Here is a 17,570-nt window from a genome sequence, read left to right on the forward strand (position 1 = left end):
CCTGTTAAATATTATGTTTCATTAGAGATTGATTGTTGATACCAACGGGGAATGACCTCACGCAGTTTTTCCGGATTTACAGGCTTGCTGATATAGTCATCCATGCCGGATGCTAAGCAACGCTCCTGGTCACCTTGCATCGCATTGGCCGTCATAGCCACAATCGGCAAATGGCGTCCAGTGTTTTGCTCTGACAGACGAATTTGCCTCGTTGCTTCAAAACCGTCCATCTCCGGCATCTGACAGTCCATCAAAACCAAGGCGTAATCACCATTGGCACAAGCTTCTACTGCCTCCAGTCCATTATTTACAGCAACCGTTCGATAGCCAAGTTTTTTGAGTAAAAGCACAGCCAGCTTTTGATTCGCCCGGTTGTCTTCAGCCAAAAGAATCGGCTTTTCCTTTTGATCAACCAGTTCCTTCGCAGGTTCATTGGCTGGCTCTTTCACCATCGGTGGGGTCGTTTCATGGTGGGCGGCAGAGGCTAATTTTGCAATCATCTCGAGAAGCTGCGATTGCTTGATCGGCTTGGGTAAATAGGCGTGAAAACCACGACGCAGTGCGTGCTCACCTTTTGTGCGATCATTAAAACCAGTGACCAAGATCCATTTGACATCCGACAATCCTGGAACACGTTGCAACTGCTCTACTTGCTCTAATTCTTTTTCGTCCGCTGTTTCTCCTTCAACAATCACCAAGTTATAAGCAGCGGAGATCGATGGTTGCGGTTGGATCAATTGCCACGCCTCTTGGGCATCAGCAGCAAAAGCATTGGTGAACTCCCAAGCATTTAAATATTGATGAATGACTTCAAGGGCACCTTGATTTTTCCCCATCAATAGAATACGTAAATCGGGAAGCCGTTTTTTCGGCGACGGTGCTTCTGCCTCCAGATCGCTGCGCTGAAGGGGAATCTCTACCCAGAAGGTCGAACCGTGACCTAATTCACTCTCCACGCCAATGGAACCATGCATCATTTCAACCAAGCGCTTCGAGATGGAAAGGCCCAATCCCGTTCCGCCATACTTGCGTGTTGTCGAACCGTCCGCTTGTGTAAACGGTTGGAATAAGCGTTGTTTCGCTTCGTCCGACAATCCAATACCGGTGTCACGTACCTCAAACCGCACAAGCACATGGTGATCGTCACTACCGGCAACCGTGGCGACTAAGGACACTTTGCCTTGATTGGTAAATTTAACGGCGTTGCCTGCAAGATTGAGTAAAATTTGCCGGATCCGCAAGGGGTCCCCGACGAGAAGCGGAGGAATTTGGGGGGGCAACAAAGGTCATAAAACTGATGTTTTTTTCATGTGTTTTGGCCACCAGCATCTCCGTGATGCTCTCAACTACATTGAGCATCGAGAAATCTGTTGATTCCAAATCCATCTTGTCCGCTTCCATTTTGGAAAAATCCAAAATATCATTGATAATTGTCAATAACGAGTTCGCCGATTCACGGACAATCAAAGCAAACTCTCGCTGCTCGCTGTTGAGGGGCGTATCAATCAAAAGCCCCGTCATACCGATGATGGCATTCATCGGTGTCCGGATTTCATGGCTCATGTTGGCGACAAATTCTGACTTAAGCCGATTAGATTTTTCCGCTTCTTCTTTGGCGACGAGTAACTCACTATTCAGCTTTTCCAGGTTCATCGCTAATTGCGTTTGTTTTTCGATAGCCTGCAACAGTTCTTCATCGGTTTTTTTCTTTTCGGCCAGGCTATCTAAAAAGGTGTTAAACCAACGGATCAATTCACCGATCTCGTCACGGGGTCCTTCTTTCAAGCGAGTTTCATAATCAATCGTCCCTTTGCCGATTTCTTGAAACAAATGGGTGATGCGCTTGATCGGCATTACGTTTTGCCGGGTAAATCTATAACCAAGGAAAACCGCAAAAGCAATCGATAAAAACAGCAACAGCAAGGTGTTATCGCGAATTTCTGTCGTGTTTTCAGTAAGCCTATCGAGCGGCACAAAACAAAGCAAGGACCATCCACTGTTGACAGAGTGACTATGGGTGATGAACATGTCTTTCCCATCAATATTGGCATTGACAGCATGTCGATCACCATCAAAACACGCTAATAGGCTTGCGTTGATCCGGCTGCCGATTTTTTCTTTTTGAGGATGGAAGATGATGCGTCCTTTGCTGTCCACAATGACCATGAAGGCATCGCGGCCAAAATTGGTTTGGATAAAATGCTCATAAAAAGTGTCTACACTGTAGTTGACGAGCAATAAACCAATCGGCCTTTCACGCATCGTCTCTGAATCAAAGGACTTTAACACCTTGGCCGCTGTAATCACTTGCTTATGTGTCGAGTTGGCATTGACATTATCTTCAATGCCTGTCCAAATGACTGACTTATCAGTGGTAAGCGCTTCCTGATAAATCTTTTCTTTTAGATCGTTGCGGATTGTCTGAACATTTAAGGTATCACCAACATGATAATGGGCATCATTCAACGTGAAAATATCGATGGACACAAGACCTTTGAGGTTTGTATAGCCGCTTAAGATATAGCCGATTTTCGCTTGCGTAGCCAGACTGGCATAATCACTGGGTGTTCGCTGCCGATCATCGACGACGGCTTTAATATCTTCAATGCTGGAGATATTAGCGATCAAACTCTCGACTTCCTGCATCATCCGTTCCATGTAGTCGCGCTGATTACCTACCAGTTCACTGGTAAAATTACCGGCTTCCTCTTGAATGATGGTTTTTGAGATGCTGTACGATGTCATACCGACCACCATCAGCGGGATGATGCTTGTCGTTAACAAGTAAAAAATAAATCTCTGGGTGATATTAAGGCTTGGTAATTTATTCATAAGATATTCATATAATTATGGGCTTACGGTAGGTTGTCAGCTTGGAGCAACTTGACATCCACCATCGTCTCGACCGGCACAGCATTACCTTGGATCGCGCTCATAGCATACTTCACCCCAGTATACCCTTGCACATCGGCCTGCTGATCAATCGTTGCCAATAATTTTCCGGTTTGAATCGCTTTTTTCGCTTCTTCCAGCGCATCATAACCGGCTACCAGAACGTCTTTTTTCCCGGTTTGCTCCAAGTATTGAAGCGCCCCAAGAGCCATCATATCGTTAGCACAAAAAATTACACCAATATTCGGATAGCGTTGAAAAAACTTACCTGTCAATTCCATCGCCTCATCGATTTTCCACATGGCAGATTGAGACGCCACCAGTTGGATGTTGGGATTTTCACTGAAGGCCCGCTGGGCACCACGCCTACGCTGTTCCCCGTTATCGGTGCCAGGAATTCCTTCAATGATCACCGCTTGGGTCGGCTTTTTGATCTTATCACTGAGTACTTTGGCGGCCAGATAGGCCCCCTGCTCATTATTGACGCTGATAAAAGGAATTTGCCCAAGTCCCATTTCCTGCGAAAGTTTCGGATCCAGCCGATTATCAATATTGATAATCGGAATATTGGCATCTTTAGCCTTTTTCAGTGCCGGTATCAATTCGGTTGAACTGCCTGGAGCAATGACGATCGCATCAATTTTATCACGAGTCAACTCTTCGACGATCGCGATCTGTTGTTCAATCGACGTCTCCTTGGCCCCTACTTTAACAATTAAGTTGATACCGAGTTCACTTTCCGCACGGCGTGCACCTTTTTCCATCTCGATAAAAAAAGGATTAGTCAGTGTTTTCATGACTAAGGCAATATTCTTTTTAGGCTTCAAATCTTGATTTTCCGGTTGTTTTTTTGTTCCGCCATCATCGGCAATCAATGGATTCGTCTTTGCTGCCGTCGAACCTCCACAGGCAGACAACATAACCATCATCAACAACAATAATACTCCGAGCAAACTTTTTTTCATACTCATTGCCCATCTCCTTTCTTTATCGCCAGACACCTATGCAGGAATCAAGAACGAGTTCGACAAATTTTTAATATTTCCTTCGTTTTTCCTCTTATATTCTTATTTTCCGCCATTGATCTTTTTCTTAAAAGTCATTGATCTTTTCCTTAAAAATGCCTGATTACATTACATAATCAGGCATTCACAAGAAAGATCATAAAACTCACAGGAAAAAGTTAAAACTGCCGCCGGCACTGGCATACTGCGCATAAAAACGATTTGGTTGGCTAAACAACAAGTACTGGTTAAGTTGGGACGCCATCTGTTGCTGCTGCGCTTGCACATCATTGTTGCCTTGAATCAATGCTGTAACAGGCGAATTCAGTAAGTTGCTTGTTCGCCGTTCCATCGCAGGTGCCAATCCGCCGGCACCACCGATAAGATTTTTGGTACTTTCATAGTTATTTTGCAACGATCGATCAAGCTTGCTTTGATCCAGGCTAAGTTGATTATCGGCTTGCACTGTAATTCCGATGTCATCCAAAGCCTCTTCACGATCATTGGCAAACTGAGTAAATCGTTGCATCACTCGATTGCTGATTAAGCCGGATTGATCTTGCATGGTCACAATCGCTTGGTTGTACTCTTCGATCAAGGCGCTCACTTGCTTGATGATCGCCGAACGATCACGATCTACGGTAACCGTTACTGGGTTATCGTTAGTAGTCACACCTTTTAAAGTGGCCGTTACTTTTCCGTTATCCAATTGTACCGTATTGCTGGCTTGTTCATAATCTTTACCATCAACGGAATATTTGGCGTTGCGTGCTTCCGTTGTTTGATGATTCATTTGCGTAGCCGTCAACAAATCACCTGAACCGGCAGTGAGCGTAAAGGCATTGGCTGTACCAGTTTTATCGGCTGTGAGGACAAGCTTACTGTAACGCACACCATCGGTCGTCGATTCAACGACCCTGGCCGTTACGCCGGCTTTAGCATCATTGACGGCCCTGGCGACTTTATTAAGTGCACCCAGATTCGTATCGAGAGAAGAAAAGTTGACGGAAACGTTCTTAGTTACGCCGCCCACTTGAAGGCCAAAGGACTGGGTGCCCGCTTGCATGGTTTGCAGATCATTCGATCGCAAGGTATTGCTTGTGGTCTGCTTGGCCGTAGCTACCTGCGACACCTCAATTTTATAGGTACCGACAGTCGCACGGTTACTTGCTTGTACGCCCAAAACATTACTGTTGGAAACATCAGCTTTGCGCACATCAAAGATGTTGTTCTTACTGGTTGTGTTGAGTGTACTGCTCGCTTCTTTCACTTGCGTAAAAGACTGGCGAACGTCCTGGGCTGCCGTTGCTGTTTTTTCCTTCCATGGATTAAACGAAGCAATCTGCTCAAATAACGGCGGTTGTTGCGGCATAAAATTACGATTCGGCGGCATCATCGGCGGGTACTGCACAGCCGGCCGCACATACGACAGCATCGTTTTATAAGCACTGTAACCGAAATTATTGATCATGGTTCTCCCCTCCTAGGCCCCATTCACAATCGGTTATGGATTGATCTACTCTTTTTCATTGTACCATATATAACATTTTGATTCCATATTGTTGAATACTTTCATTGAATAAAAGTATCTTGATGGTGCTTCATTCACACTTTCGCCTGCGCCAGATGTAACCAGGAATGTGCGCGGTCAAGGACTTGAACCGGACGGCTTAACTCGATCAGCCCATCATCGACATAGGACAGTTGACGCATGCCGAGCAGCACCGTCGTGATCCCCTCGGTTGAACGCAATGCACGCAGTGCTGCTTGGCTTAACGTTGCCGTACCGGTCCAGTCCGGATCAGCTTGCTCCGTACAAGCTTTGATTCGGATCGCCGCGTCTGCCGCCTTGGCTTGCAGATAAAAACTGACCGCATCCAAAGCGTCATTCACAGTCTCGGCATACTGCTTAGCCCATGCCAAAATATCAACCCGTTGGCGGTGCCGCTTATGACCCAGCAAGCCTTCGATGCCCGCTTGGATGGTTGGCCCAAAATAACGCCCGACCGCTTCATTCCATTCAAGGGGACTGGCAAATTGCGGCAACTGGTATTCAAGGATTTCACTGGCACAAAGCTTCATGGCCATCTCATCAGCGTTACTCTTAGCCAAGGGATGAGCAACCAATATCGTTTTCTTCAACTGTTCTTCCATCAGTTTCAAATCTTTTTTGTACTTTTCTACCGCTTCCCAAGATACCGTTGCTTCTACGGTAACATCGGCAAGACGAATCAAGCGGTTGTTAACAATCGCATTGAGGGGTCGGTTAACCAGGACGGCTACATTTAATTGGCGGGCCAATTCCACAACAGTGCAACCGCCTGGTTGATTGCTTTCTGTCATTGCACCTGTCTCCAGCAGATTCAGCGGCAGTTCGATCACCTGAAAATGATGGTCCTCTTTGATGGCCTTGGCGATCGCCACGATATCAGCGAATGGCATATGATCAAAACGCTCTTTGGCAACAGGGAACGTATTAGAACTGATGCCGTAAGCACCAATCCGTCCCGCTTCCACTTGCGTTTCCAGATAGCGAAAAGCCGCCTCGATGCGCCGTAAATATTCCTGTCGCGCAGTTGCAAGCGGTACTCCTTCTTCTTGTGCATGTTTTAAGTAATACTCGGGGTTATGCAGCAAAAAAACATCAACCGTCGCAACTTGTAACCGCTGTAAACTGCGCGTCAACTGATCGGCAAGAAAGTCCCGATGAATGCAATGTTCAAAACCAGGCTCCATAATCACTCGCTCGGGAAAAGGTTGTCCCCGGCGCCTTCGTTCCTGACTGATGGCATAATTGGCACCTTGAATATAGCCGGCCTTCGTCACCAGCACCAATTCGTCGCGGCGGAGTTCTCCCGTTCCGATCAGTTCGGTAAGCACCTCACCGATCAGCGCTTCCGAGCGACCGTCGGCATAATTGGCACTGGTATCGATCAGATTGATTCCGCTTAAAAGTGCATGCCGCAACGCTTGCCGGTGTTGGATGCTACCGTTGTGAATCCGGTAAGCACCAAAGCCGGCTTGACTGACCTTCAACCCCGTCTGCCCCAGGGTATTATACATAAGTTTGGGATAGCGTTTAGCGTAGCCGGTGGTACTGTTGACGGTAGCCCCTTGAAGCATCGCGACTCCCTCTTTCTGATCCGGTTACTGTTTTACCACGTTTTAAATATCAGAGGGAAACTGCTTAGGGACAGTCCCGCTGATCGCATAATGTTCAGCAAAATCAGGCATCTCGATGATATACAAAAAACCGGCATTTTCAAGTTGTTTGATCACCGTCGCCGCGGCCACACGATGATTTAGCGGTGGACCACTCAGTGTTGCTTCCGCCTTCCAATCGACAATCAATAAGCGGCCACCGGGCGCAAGGATGCGACGCAACTCTTGCAGCATCGCCGCAGGCTCGTGCAATTCGTGATAGACCGCCACAAGCACCGCTGCCTGACAACAATGATCATCAATGGGCAAGCGGCTCTCTTCGGATAACTTCCATTCAATCTGTTTCAATTCCGACGGAGTCAACGCTTGCCCCGCTTCCAGCATCGCCGGTGAAGTATCGCAGGCAAAGACTTTCCCATTGGCCCCGACGGCATGGCCCAAGGGAATAGCCACATAACCGATACCGGCACCGATATCAGCAACTTGATCTCCCGCTTGCACTTGCATCAGTTGAACGATCGCTTCCGGCGGCAGTTTGCGCCGCCGTTCCGGGTTCTCTAACTTGGCCAGTTGTTCCGGATTAAACTTATGATGAGCCATAAAAAGACCACCTTTCGTTATGGAGAGCCAAGCATGCTATCCGCCTGCTTTCCCTAAGTATCAGCTTACTCGTTTCTTTATCTACAATAACATAAAAGCCGCTCTTTATGCTCATATTCATAAGCAAAAGAGCGGCGACGCAACCGAGTCAATCAGGTATGTACCAGTTAACTTGCCGGTACATGGTTAACCTTATACCTTGGCAATGCAGTTTGTGGGACAATCGCGTGCACAACTCCCACAATCGATACAATCAGCTTCCCGGATCTCAAGCATTTCATCTGCTCGCGTGAAGATGCACGATACAGGACAAACATCCTGGCAAACACCACAAGCGATACATTCATTTTCGTCAATACGGTAGGCCATGGGATCCACCCTTTCCGATGATTATTTCTTTAATAGTAATGAGTATCTTTCGTAAAATATTCAACATCAGACTTGAGATTCCTTGAAGTGGACCAAGAAAATTTGAAAAAATCTTTACTGGGCTGCAGCACGATAGGACGCACCCAGCTGGCCCCGTGTCTGCGCCAACACCTGTTCCAGCGTGGGCAGATCGTCCCGCGTCAGGTACGGTTCGCGACCGTTCTTGATTTGGGCAATGGCATCTTCGACAGCGACCATCCGGTACATTAATCGTCCTTTCTCTTGATAGGAGTGAACGTACGTGGGTATATAGGTCACTTCCTGCAACGTGGTCTGCCCGTTCGTACTGTCTTTCTCCAATTTTACTTGCACAATGACACCACTGTTGCGCTCCAACCCGCGCTGAGCACCCACAGAATTGCCTAAGCTGTAGATGACATAACGGTCTTTGCCTTGCACCGCAATGATCTCAGCCGGCTGAATTACATGCGGGTGACTGCCGAAGATGATATCGGCACCGGCCTCAAAAAAGTCGCGGGCCCATTTTTTTTGCTCGGCCGTAGGCTGCGGTGCATATTCAACGCCCCAGTGCAGCAAGAGTACCACCACGTCCACTTGGGGGCGCAGCGCTTTAATGTCAGCAAGAATGCGCCCATGGTCAAGAAAGTTATAAAACTCGGGATGGTTTTTGGGCACCGGAATGCCGTTGGTGCTGTAACCATAGGCCAAATAACCTACCTTGACGCCACGAATGTTTTTAATCAAAAAGCTGTCCCGTTCTTGCGCGTTACGATTCGTGCCGGCCACATCGAGACCGGCTTTTTGCAATGCGTCCATCGTGCGCAGTGCGCCGGCGTAGCCGCGATCAAGGATGTGATTATTGGCCGTCGTCACGAGATCAAAGCCACTTTGTTTCATGGCTGTTGCCAGTTCATCAGGACTGTTAAACAAGGGGTAGCCCGTATAGCCGGTCGCGGGGCCGGCCATGGCTGACTCCAGATCAACAGAAGCGTAGTCACCTTTTTCCAAGTAGGCACGCACAGGGGCAAAAAGGTGGTCGAAACGATACGTGCCGTCCGGCTGCAAGCCTGAGTCGATCAAGGTGTTATGCATGAGAATATCGCCGGTGGCAACAAGCGTAATCGTTTCTTTTGCCGGTTTTGCCGGTTGGACAGGTACTGCCGGGGTCGTGGGGGCCGAGGAAGCCGCTGAAGGGGCCGAAGATGCCCTTGATGGAACTGATGTTCCTGTACCTGCTGCTTGTATACATCCCGTCATTACGAAAATCATCAAACCGAAAAGTACGATGGATGTCCAAAGCCTTGCCATGATCTTCTCCTTCATCAATGTAGAAATTTTTTGTATTTCAATGATTTTACTATATTTCTACCGTTTTAACGATAGATATCCGGGAGGATTCTCGCCCATTCGAGGCCGATCTTGGTAAGGAATCTTGACATCCCCGCTTGATTATCCTAAGGTTAAGCCCATCAACGATATGAGAGGTTGTCTATGACTGATATTTGCTTCGGCTATGCCTGCATCAACAATTCCCTGCCCTCGCGCTTTCGCACCATGCAGCGTAAGCAATACCTTGAGTTAGCCGCCAAGGATGAAACCCTGGCCATGGAAAAAGCCAAAAGCATCACCATTTTCAACCTAAAAGAAGCGCTGCGCATCTTGCGCTGGAACCGTGAAAACAAGGTGCCTTTTTATCGCTTCAGCAGCGATCTGGTTCCCCTGGCGACCATCGCTGAACTGCGCCGGTCGCGAACCTGGTATGATGATCCGGAGATTCGCCAAAACTGTGCCGCCATTCACCACCATGTAGAGACCTATGGTCCCCGGACCAGCCTCCATCCCGGCCAGTATTGCGTCCTCAACACGCCCAATCCGGATGTACTGACAACAAGTCTTTTTGACTTACAGCACCATGTGACGCTGGCCAAAATGCTTGGTGCAACGGCATTGATTGTGCACATTGGCGGCGGCTACGGTAATAAAACCAAAGCGATGGAACGATTTATCGAAGTGGCTCATGGTTTAGATGAAACAACGCGCTCCCTGCTGTGCATCGAAAACGATGATCGCACTTACACCTTGGAAGAAACGTGCTTTGTCGGTGAAAAAGCGGGGTTGCCCGTTGTCTTTGATGTGCATCATCACCGCTGCAACCCTTGCGACGCACCGGCGAAGCATCTCGCCTGTGCCTTGAACACGTGGGGCGACCGGCGTCCGAAAGTGCACATCAGCACCGGCGTTACCGGTCCCACCGACCGCCGTCATGCCGATTACATCGCACCGGAGGATTTTGAAGTGCTGGCGCAGATGCTCGCCGACGCCGGCAGTTCCGTCGCCGATGTGGACATCATGGTCGAAGCCAAGGAAAAAGACAAAGCGTTATTGCAGTTGCGAGAGCAAATTGCCCAAAGCCTTTAACACCAAAAAGCCGGTGCTTGACTTCATCTCGTAAGTCAAACACCGGTTTTTTACGTTCATTCAACCAATCTCAATCCGCACCTGGCTGCCGCTACCGGCCACTTCGCTGTGGGTGACCATCAAACGCCGGATCAGTCGCTGCTGCAATTCCTGCACATGGCTGATCACACCGATGGCCCGGCGGCCCGTCTGCAATTGTTCCAGCGTGCCCATGACCACATCAAGCGTATCGGCATCGAGGGTACCAAATCCTTCATCCAGAAAGAAAAACTCCAGTGGATATTTGCCTTGTAATTGAATCTGCGCCGACAAGGCCAGCGCCAGCGCCAACGATGCTTGGAAGGTCTCGCCACCGGACAGAGAGGCTACGGGACGTTTGACGCCACCGTTGGCATCGTCGCGGATCACAAAGCCGCCGTCGAGAATCTCCAGGGCATAACGATTGCGCGTCATCTGTTTAAGCTGCTCCGATGCTTGCTGCGCCACAAATTCCACTTGTTCCTGCGCAAGAAAATCAACCAAACAGTCGCCGCGTAAAAGCGCCTTGAGCTGGTTGAGCCGATGGCCCTCCTCAGCCAGCGCTTCTTGCCGTTTTTTCAACTGCTGCCAGCGCTCTTGTTTGCCGGTGATCACTTGATAAGCTTGCTCACAAGCACCGCGTTGGCTCGTCGCAGTTTCCAATGCTTGCTGCTGTTCCTGCCACAGCGCTTCTTGACGTTCCCATGCTTCCGGCGACAACGTACGACCGCCCAGTTGTTCCTGCAACTGGGCCCATTCTGCTTGCAAGCGTTTTCCCTGATCCAGGTATTCCGTCATCCATCCTTGCAGCTTGGCTTTTTCATCGTTGTCCACCAGCGACGCCCGGACCTCCTGAACAGCAGTAAAACCTGTCTGGCGAAGCGCTGCCGTCAGTTCTTCTTGGACTGTGGCCTGTTCCCCTTGGGCAACCTGCCACAACGTCCCTTGGCGCTCGCGCTCTTCGCTGGCTTTTTCCCGTTGCTCGCGAGCCTGTTGTACGTCAATGTGGGCATTTTTCTCATCATGTTGGATCTTCGTAAGTTGTTCATTAATCGTTTGCAAAAGAACCGACGCTTTCCTGCCGCCGGTCATCTGGTGGACCTTGGCTTGCAGCGCTGCCACTTGCAGGGCTTTTCCCTTTTCCAATGATATCCATTGCAGGACTTCCCCCGAAGCCGTTCGCTCCTGCGCTTGCGCTTGGGTTAACGCTTCTTCACAGGCGGCCAGTTCAGCAACGCGCCCTTGCATCTGCCGGCGCAGGGTTTCGCACCTTTGATCTTGACGGTGAATGGCGGCTGCCCGTTCCCTCACCTTCTGGATGCCGCCGGTCAACAGATCCTGACCATCTTCCCCCCACAACGCCAATACCTGGCGGAAAGCTTCCTCGGCTGTCGTCAACTCCGCTCGCGCTTGGGTGTGCACTTCCTGCGACTGCTGCCATTCCCGTTCGGCTGCTTCGACCAGTTGATAACCCGACTGATGCTCCGCTTTGGCCGTGGTCAGCTTCTCTTGGAGCAAACGCAGTTGCTGCCCTGCTTGTTCCCGCTCCTGTTGCCATTTGGCCAGTTGCTCCCGTTTCTCACCGATTCCCCGGTCACCAAGCGCAATCTGCTGCTGCAACTGTTCGGCTGTCGGGATAGCCGGATCAAGAGGTAAGCCCAAAGGATGTTTGCCGGGCCAGCGCTCATTGGCCTGCTGGCGCAGTTCGATGATGGCCGCTACCGTTTCGGCCAAGTCTTTGTCCAGCAGTTCCAGACGGGCTTCATCGGCACGAAACTGCTGTTTCCAGTTTTCTTCGGCTTTTTGCACTTTCGCCAGTTTTTCTTCGGACAGGGCCAGCGCCTGTTCCCGCTGGGCCTTTTCTTCGCTTTCATCGATATCGATAACTTTAACGTCCGCCAAGGCCGGGTGCGGATGATCAAGAGAGCCGCAGACCGGGCAAGGTGCGCCGGGATGTAAATCCGCAGCCAGGTGGGCAGCAAGAGCTCGTTTGTTTTGCAGCGCCAGATCGAGCAGCGCTTCCCGTTGACCTTTAACGGCCCTTTCCAACTCGGCTCGCTCTTTTTCCAATGACGCAATCTGGGCCTGCGCTTGGCTTCTTGCTTCGCCAAGCTTCTGACGCCAGACCAGCAGATCGCCCCGGCGCGTCTCCCGCTCTTGCAAGGGATTGAGCAAGCCACGCACTTCTTCCAAACGTAACGCCAACCGATTTAAAACGTCTTCACTGACTGGCGGTTGGCCGGCAACCTGTTCCTCCAGTGCCATCGCTTGAAGCCATTCGGCTTGCAGCATGGCCGCTTGCTGCCCCTTAGCTTCCCAGTTACTGCGTGCTTGAGCGACTGCTTGCTGCCGAAGAAGCGCTTCCTTGTTCGCTTGCTCCCACAAACGCGCTTGCCGGCGCAGTTCTTCGCCTTTTTGTTTGGCGTCATCGACCTGCCGGCGGTAATCGGCGGTGACCTGGTTCGCTTCTACGGCCGCCTCATCGTCCCGGTTTAATTTGTGCAGGTTTTCTTTTTGGACCAGCCAGCGCTGCCGGTCTTGTTCCGCGGCCTGGGCGGCTGCTTGTTTTTGGGCCAGTTGTGTCTTGGCCTGGGACCAATCGGCAGATAATCCTTCCAGTTGCTGTTCTACCTCTTGCGCTTCTTGCAACTGCACTTGCTGGGCGATCAACCGCGGTTCCTCGGTCACCCGTAACTGTTGCGCCGTTTCCCAGCGTGCTTGAACTGCCTTTAATGTAGCCTCGGCGGCTACCGCCTGCTGCTCCGCCTTTTCTTTGGCTACTGCCAGTTGGGCGGCTACTTCCGTCGTTCTTTCCGCTCTTACGATCAGCGGTAGAACTTTTTCCGCCTCGTCAGCACGTTCAACTTGCGTCTGGACCTGCCGGAAGCGTTCGGCCTGGCTTTGATGCGCTTCTACCTGTTCGGTCTTGACGGCCAATTGATTTTGCAATTTGCAGACTTCCCGGGCTTCTTCCACCGCTTTTTGCAACTTGTCCAGCTTCTTTTTACTTCGCTGCTCCTCTGCTTGCGCCGCTTCCAGTGCCGCCTGCGCACGGTTGATCGCTTCCGGTGATGCATCGCCAAGACCAGCCAACTCGCCCTCCACATTGAGCCGCTCTTCCGTGACCAGGCTGCTGCGCCGACTGAGCCGCTCCGATAAGTGTCGACCGTACTGCTCCAAGTTAAAGAGGCGCTGCAGCATGGCCCGGCGATCTTTGCCGCTTAAACTCAAAAATTCAGCGAATTTTCCTTGTGGGAGTACAACGGCCCGCGTAAAATCATCACAGTGGATCCCTAAGAGATTCTCAATGGCACGGGTGACGGCATTGGCACCTTCCTCCAAGATCCGTTCCTGCCCGGTCCTGTCAATAGCGACCAAACGGCTGACTGTGTTTTTGACGGCATCTTTATCGCCGCGACTGTAGCGCCGGTCGACGCGGTAGGTAGACCGATCATTGCCGAGGCCCAAGGTAAACTGCAAAGTCACTTCCAGGCTGTTTTCACCGTGATTGAGGATTCCGCGGGTACCGTTGCTGGCCCGGATCACTTTGCCGTAGAGTGCCAGCGTAATCGCATCCAAAATCGTCGATTTGCCGCTGCCGGTGTGACCGAAGATGCCGAATACACCGGCGTCGGTCAAGCGATCAAAATCAATTTCTTGGCGCTTGCGAAAACTATTCAGCCCGGCGATGGTCAGCTTGATCGGCTTCATCGGCTACCTCCTGCTCCAGCCCCTCCTGGGCCAATTCCAAAAACAACTGCACCAGTGCCGGTTCCGGTGCCCCACCGCCGGTCTGTTGCTGATAAAAACGAATAAAGCGCTGCTCCAGGGAAAGATTTTTCAATGCTTCTTTGGCGAGGCGGTCCTCTTCACTTTGGTTGATCGTCACGCGAATATTGACGAACCCGGGATGGAGGTTTTTGATCTGCCCGATCTCATCAAGCGTCAGCGGGCGTTCTAAGCAGATCTCCAAGTCAATCCAGGCGTTAGCGTCTTTGCCCGACTCGGTATGTACTTTCAGTTCTTCCAGGCCGCCCCGGATGACCCACTTGGTCAGCGGCTTGCCCGACATCAGGGGAATTTCCGTCACCACCGCCGGCTGCCCCGGCAGGAGATCGACGAGCGTCACCGATTTGGCTTGTCCCGCTTCGGAAAAACTGTAGGCTAAGGGTGAGCCGGAATAGCGGATCGGCATGGTCGCACCCCGGATATTTTGCGGCCGGTGGAGGTGCCCCAGCGCCACATACTGCGCCGATGGCGGAAAAACACCGGGCTGAACAGCATAAGCGCCACCCATCTGAATGGCGTTTTCCGAATCAGAAACAGCGCCGCCACAGACATAAAGATGGCTCACAACCAGGTTAACTGTATCATCACGAAAATGGCCGGCCAACTCGGCAAAAATCTGCTGCAGCCGCTCGTTGTAGCCCTTTTGAATCGCCCCTTCTTCCGTGCTGCTTGCCAGCAATTCTTTGAGCCGTCCTTCCGACGGATAGGGCAGGGCAGCGATCACGGCGTGATGGTCACAACGGGGTACTTTGATTTCCACCCAAGAAGCTCCGGCAGCGACGCGACTGACACGCTCCGGTGACGCCAAAAGGTCAGGCATCATGATATGCTTGGGATGACCGAGCAAGCTGATGCCCAAGCGATCGGCGAGGGGTGACGGCGCACAAAGACGCTCGGGGTTATCATGGTTGCCGGCAATCAGCAGCAAGCCCCGCGTACCGTTACAAGCCAGGCGGCTCAGCGCATCGTAAAACAGCTCTTCCGCCGCGGCGCTGGGGTTGGCATGTTGAAAAACATCACCGGCCAAGACGATCAAATCGACTTGCTCCCGGTCACAGATGATGCAAAGCTCATCGACGAAGGCTTTTTGTTCGGCAAGCCGCTCGCGTCCTTCAAGGGTTTTGCCGAAATGCCAGTCGGAAGTGTGTAAAATTCGCAAAAGTTCGGCCTCCTGATCAAAAATTGCCCATACTGCAAAAAAATCGGCAGATTTTACGCGGATGCCAAGAGCATTGCTCGCATGTCAGCTATTCTTCATAGATCATCTTCCGCGTCATGCCCCCGTCGATGACCAAATTTGCCCCCGTAATAAAATCATTGGATGGGTCGGTGAGATACAAGCAAGCGCGGGCAATGTCATCAGGTCTACCGACTCGTCCTGCCGGATGCTGCCGGTGATCGTCATCGCGCAGCTTGGCATAGTCCCCCGTTTCGATCCAGCCCGGACTGATGGCGTTAACCCGGATATGATCAGGCCCCAGCGACAAGGCCAACGCATGGGTCAAGCCAAGAATACCGCCTTTCGACGCAGCATAAGCTTCCCAATGCGGTTCCGACATGGTCGCCCGTGTGGAAGCCAGATTGACGATCGACCCGCCACCGTGGGTGCGCATGATCTTCGCCGCTTCTCGCGCGCAAAGAAAAGTCCCCCGCAAATTGCCCGCCAGCACATCATCCCATTCTTCTACCGTAATATCATAAGGTGACTTCATAAAACCTACGCCGGCGTTATTGATCAAAATATCGAGGCGGCCTAACTCTTTGCTTATCTGGACAAACAGATCTTCGATCTCCCGCGGTCGCCGTACATCGATCACGGCAGAAATAACCTGCTGCTCTCTTGATGCAATCAAGCCTACCGTTTCTGCGAGCATTGCTGCTTCTTTATCAATGATGACGACACTTGCCCCCGCTTCAGTATAGGCAAGCGCAACGGCACGGCCAATGCCACGTCCTGCACCGGTGACCAAGGCAACTTTACCGGTAAACATCACTGCTTCAACTCCTTATACTGATCACGCATCTTGGATTGCTGATCAGCGATATACAAATAAATTCTCAATTTGTTGGTAAATCCTATTTTCATCACTTATGAAGCGAACTCCTTCCCCGACGTGAAAAAAACGGCGATGCCTGTTGAGCAAAGATATTTCCATAGAAAAAAGATGCAGGATTTTATTTTGTTTTTGTTGAAACAAGAACAAAATACCCTTAAATACGGCAAAGGAGCTACCAACGAATTATGCCTGATAACCAGAATTACTTTGGCCAGGACACTCCATCGTCTCCGCTGTTCCGCTCCCCTTCTACGCAAACAACCAAACCAATGGGATCAGCAGAGCAACAAAAGCACCGGCGCATTCAACGAGAGTGTGCAACGGTAGCTGCCATGATCGCTCTCTACTGCCGCCATCATCATCAATCCCCAGACGTTACAGACGGACTTTGTTCTGAGTGTCAACAGTTGCACGAATATGCGATGGCCCGGGTAGCACGGTGCAAGTTTGGGGCAACCAAACCAACCTGCGGCCAATGCACGATTCACTGCTATCGCCCGGCCATGCGCCAGCGCATTATCGAGGTCATGCGTTTTGCCGGGCCGCAAATGCTCTTTCGCCATCCGCGCTTGGCCCTCTGGCATATGATCGACAGTTGGCTAAGACCCCCACAGCAATAACCATGCCATGAAAAAGCCGTTGTGATGCGGACAACCATCACAACGGCTTTTTTATCGTTAGATAAATTTTACTTCCCGCATCCCGGCACTGCGTAACAACTTTTCTATCGTTTTCTTCGCGTTGTCGTTGGCCCTTTCCAACAAACCTACTTTTTTCGCTCGCTCCACCATTTGCTGCTCTGCCATCAACTCCGCTTTGTGGATATCATGAATCGAGAATTGCAGCAGATTGCCCGACCCATCATCCCAATAGCGCCAGGAATTGGATTCGATTTTCCATTCTAAGATCTCCGGCTCCGGCAATTTTATCGTGGCCACACCATCGGCTACCGTAAACTCAGTGATCTTCTCGGTGTTGATCCCGGCGATCACTTTGCCCTGACCGATGGCCAGATAGCTTTTCTTGGTAAAAGGGACGGGAATCCCCCATAGTTGCACACTTTCCGGTGGCAGCATGACCGGCACATCAAAATACGCTTCCGCGGTAGCCAGTTTGGCGATCTCTTGGATACTGAGCAGTGACGGTGGCTCAACAGATTGCCGCTGACCATGGGTGGTGAGTAAAACGGCGAGACTAAGGACAATCAGTACAAGAAACCCTACTTTTTTGTAGTTCATCT

Annotated in this window: 15 protein-coding genes; 3 read left to right on the top strand and 12 right to left on the bottom strand. The window is 50.8% G+C overall.

Annotated elements, in window-relative coordinates; translation table 11 throughout:
* Positions 1–11: 11 nt before the first annotated feature.
* From EDD73_RS09420 to EDD73_RS09455, 8 genes are all read right to left on the bottom strand, one after another.
* A complete protein-coding gene (locus EDD73_RS09420; protein WP_165876432.1) occupies positions 12–1,241 on the bottom strand; it encodes a response regulator in 1,230 nt (409 codons plus the stop codon).
* Positions 1,195–2,784, bottom strand: a complete 1,590-nt coding sequence (locus tag EDD73_RS09425; RefSeq protein ID WP_165876433.1) for a hybrid sensor histidine kinase/response regulator — start codon at positions 2,782–2,784, stop codon at positions 1,195–1,197. The genes EDD73_RS09420 and EDD73_RS09425 overlap by 47 nt, the downstream gene beginning before the upstream one ends.
* A 71-nt stretch (positions 2,785–2,855) precedes the next feature.
* On the bottom strand, positions 2,856–3,863 hold the full coding sequence (locus EDD73_RS09430) for a sugar ABC transporter substrate-binding protein (protein WP_243116869.1): 1,008 nt from the start codon (positions 3,861–3,863) through the stop codon (positions 2,856–2,858).
* A 199-nt stretch (positions 3,864–4,062) separates the two neighbouring features.
* The gene (gene fliD / locus EDD73_RS09435; protein WP_131919541.1) at positions 4,063–5,367 is read right to left on the bottom strand and encodes a flagellar filament capping protein FliD; all 1,305 of its coding nucleotides are present in this window, start codon (positions 5,365–5,367) and stop codon (positions 4,063–4,065) included.
* A gap of 134 nt (positions 5,368–5,501) precedes the next feature.
* Positions 5,502–7,019 carry an aldo/keto reductase gene (locus tag EDD73_RS09440; protein WP_131919542.1) on the bottom strand — a complete coding sequence of 506 codons (1,518 nt, stop codon included), beginning with the start codon at positions 7,017–7,019 and terminating at the stop codon, positions 5,502–5,504.
* Between the two features lie 42 nt (positions 7,020–7,061).
* Positions 7,062–7,658: a class I SAM-dependent methyltransferase gene (locus EDD73_RS09445; protein WP_131919543.1), complete on the bottom strand. Its 597-nt coding sequence runs from the start codon at positions 7,656–7,658 to the stop codon at positions 7,062–7,064.
* Positions 7,659–7,850: 192 nt separating this feature from the next.
* Positions 7,851–8,027, bottom strand: coding sequence for an indolepyruvate ferredoxin oxidoreductase subunit alpha (locus tag EDD73_RS09450; protein ID WP_131919544.1), 177 nt, complete (start codon positions 8,025–8,027; stop codon positions 7,851–7,853).
* Positions 8,028–8,141: 114 nt separating this feature from the next.
* Complete coding sequence (locus EDD73_RS09455; protein ID WP_243116870.1) at positions 8,142–9,140, bottom strand: CapA family protein; 999 nt, start codon at positions 9,138–9,140, stop codon at positions 8,142–8,144.
* On the opposite strand from EDD73_RS09455, the gene EDD73_RS15285 reads away from it, so the two are divergent.
* Entirely contained in the window at positions 9,139–9,474 is a 336-nt protein-coding gene (locus EDD73_RS15285) for a hypothetical protein (protein WP_243116871.1), read from the top strand. The two genes, EDD73_RS09455 and EDD73_RS15285, sit on opposite strands and share 2 nt — an antisense overlap.
* 65 nt (positions 9,475–9,539) lie before the next feature.
* The gene (gene uvsE, locus EDD73_RS09460) at positions 9,540–10,466 is read left to right on the top strand and encodes a UV DNA damage repair endonuclease UvsE (protein WP_131919546.1); all 927 of its coding nucleotides are present in this window, start codon (positions 9,540–9,542) and stop codon (positions 10,464–10,466) included.
* A gap of 60 nt (positions 10,467–10,526) precedes the next feature.
* Here the strand turns inward: uvsE and EDD73_RS09465 are convergent, their stop codons facing one another.
* The 3 genes from EDD73_RS09465 to EDD73_RS09475 form a co-directional block, all read right to left on the bottom strand.
* On the bottom strand, positions 10,527–14,195 hold the full coding sequence (locus tag EDD73_RS09465; protein ID WP_131919547.1) for an AAA family ATPase: 3,669 nt from the start codon (positions 14,193–14,195) through the stop codon (positions 10,527–10,529).
* The gene (locus EDD73_RS09470) at positions 14,158–15,432 is read right to left on the bottom strand and encodes an exonuclease SbcCD subunit D (protein ID WP_131919548.1); all 1,275 of its coding nucleotides are present in this window, start codon (positions 15,430–15,432) and stop codon (positions 14,158–14,160) included. The genes EDD73_RS09465 and EDD73_RS09470 overlap by 38 nt, the downstream gene beginning before the upstream one ends.
* 88 nt (positions 15,433–15,520) lie before the next feature.
* On the bottom strand, positions 15,521–16,264 hold the full coding sequence (locus EDD73_RS09475; protein ID WP_320055182.1) for an SDR family NAD(P)-dependent oxidoreductase: 744 nt from the start codon (positions 16,262–16,264) through the stop codon (positions 15,521–15,523).
* 251 nt (positions 16,265–16,515) lie between these two features.
* On the opposite strand from EDD73_RS09475, the gene EDD73_RS09480 reads away from it, so the two are divergent.
* Complete coding sequence (locus tag EDD73_RS09480) at positions 16,516–16,950, top strand: nitrous oxide-stimulated promoter family protein (RefSeq protein WP_243116872.1); 435 nt, start codon at positions 16,516–16,518, stop codon at positions 16,948–16,950.
* Positions 16,951–17,007: 57 nt separating this feature from the next.
* Here the strand turns inward: EDD73_RS09480 and EDD73_RS09485 are convergent, their stop codons facing one another.
* Positions 17,008–17,568, bottom strand: a complete 561-nt coding sequence (locus EDD73_RS09485; RefSeq protein ID WP_165876434.1) for a DUF4230 domain-containing protein — start codon at positions 17,566–17,568, stop codon at positions 17,008–17,010.
* Between the last annotated feature and the right edge of the window lie 2 nt (positions 17,569–17,570).

Origin of the sequence: Heliophilum fasciatum, from assembly GCF_004341395.1 — a bacterium.
GTDB lineage: Bacteria > Bacillota > Desulfitobacteriia > Heliobacteriales > Heliobacteriaceae > Heliophilum > Heliophilum fasciatum.

Coding starts and splice junctions, on each gene's coding strand:
- EDD73_RS09475 (WP_320055182.1), bottom strand. CDS start 16,264: ATGTTTACCGGTAAAGTTGCCTTGGTCACCGGTGCAGGACGTGGCATT.
- EDD73_RS09430 (WP_243116869.1), bottom strand. CDS start 3,863: ATGAGTATGAAAAAAAGTTTGCTCGGAGTATTATTGTTGTTGATGATG.
- EDD73_RS09465 (WP_131919547.1), bottom strand. CDS start 14,195: ATGAAGCCGATCAAGCTGACCATCGCCGGGCTGAATAGTTTTCGCAAG.
- fliD (WP_131919541.1), bottom strand. CDS start 5,367: ATGATCAATAATTTCGGTTACAGTGCTTATAAAACGATGCTGTCGTAT.
- EDD73_RS09480 (WP_243116872.1), top strand. CDS start 16,516: ATGCCTGATAACCAGAATTACTTTGGCCAGGACACTCCATCGTCTCCG.
- EDD73_RS09440 (WP_131919542.1), bottom strand. CDS start 7,019: ATGCTTCAAGGGGCTACCGTCAACAGTACCACCGGCTACGCTAAACGC.
- EDD73_RS09450 (WP_131919544.1), bottom strand. CDS start 8,027: ATGGCCTACCGTATTGACGAAAATGAATGTATCGCTTGTGGTGTTTGC.
- EDD73_RS15285 (WP_243116871.1), top strand. CDS start 9,139: ATGAGAATATCGCCGGTGGCAACAAGCGTAATCGTTTCTTTTGCCGGT.
- uvsE (WP_131919546.1), top strand. CDS start 9,540: ATGACTGATATTTGCTTCGGCTATGCCTGCATCAACAATTCCCTGCCC.
- EDD73_RS09485 (WP_165876434.1), bottom strand. CDS start 17,568: ATGAACTACAAAAAAGTAGGGTTTCTTGTACTGATTGTCCTTAGTCTC.
- EDD73_RS09445 (WP_131919543.1), bottom strand. CDS start 7,658: ATGGCTCATCATAAGTTTAATCCGGAACAACTGGCCAAGTTAGAGAAC.
- EDD73_RS09455 (WP_243116870.1), bottom strand. CDS start 9,140: ATGCATAACACCTTGATCGACTCAGGCTTGCAGCCGGACGGCACGTAT.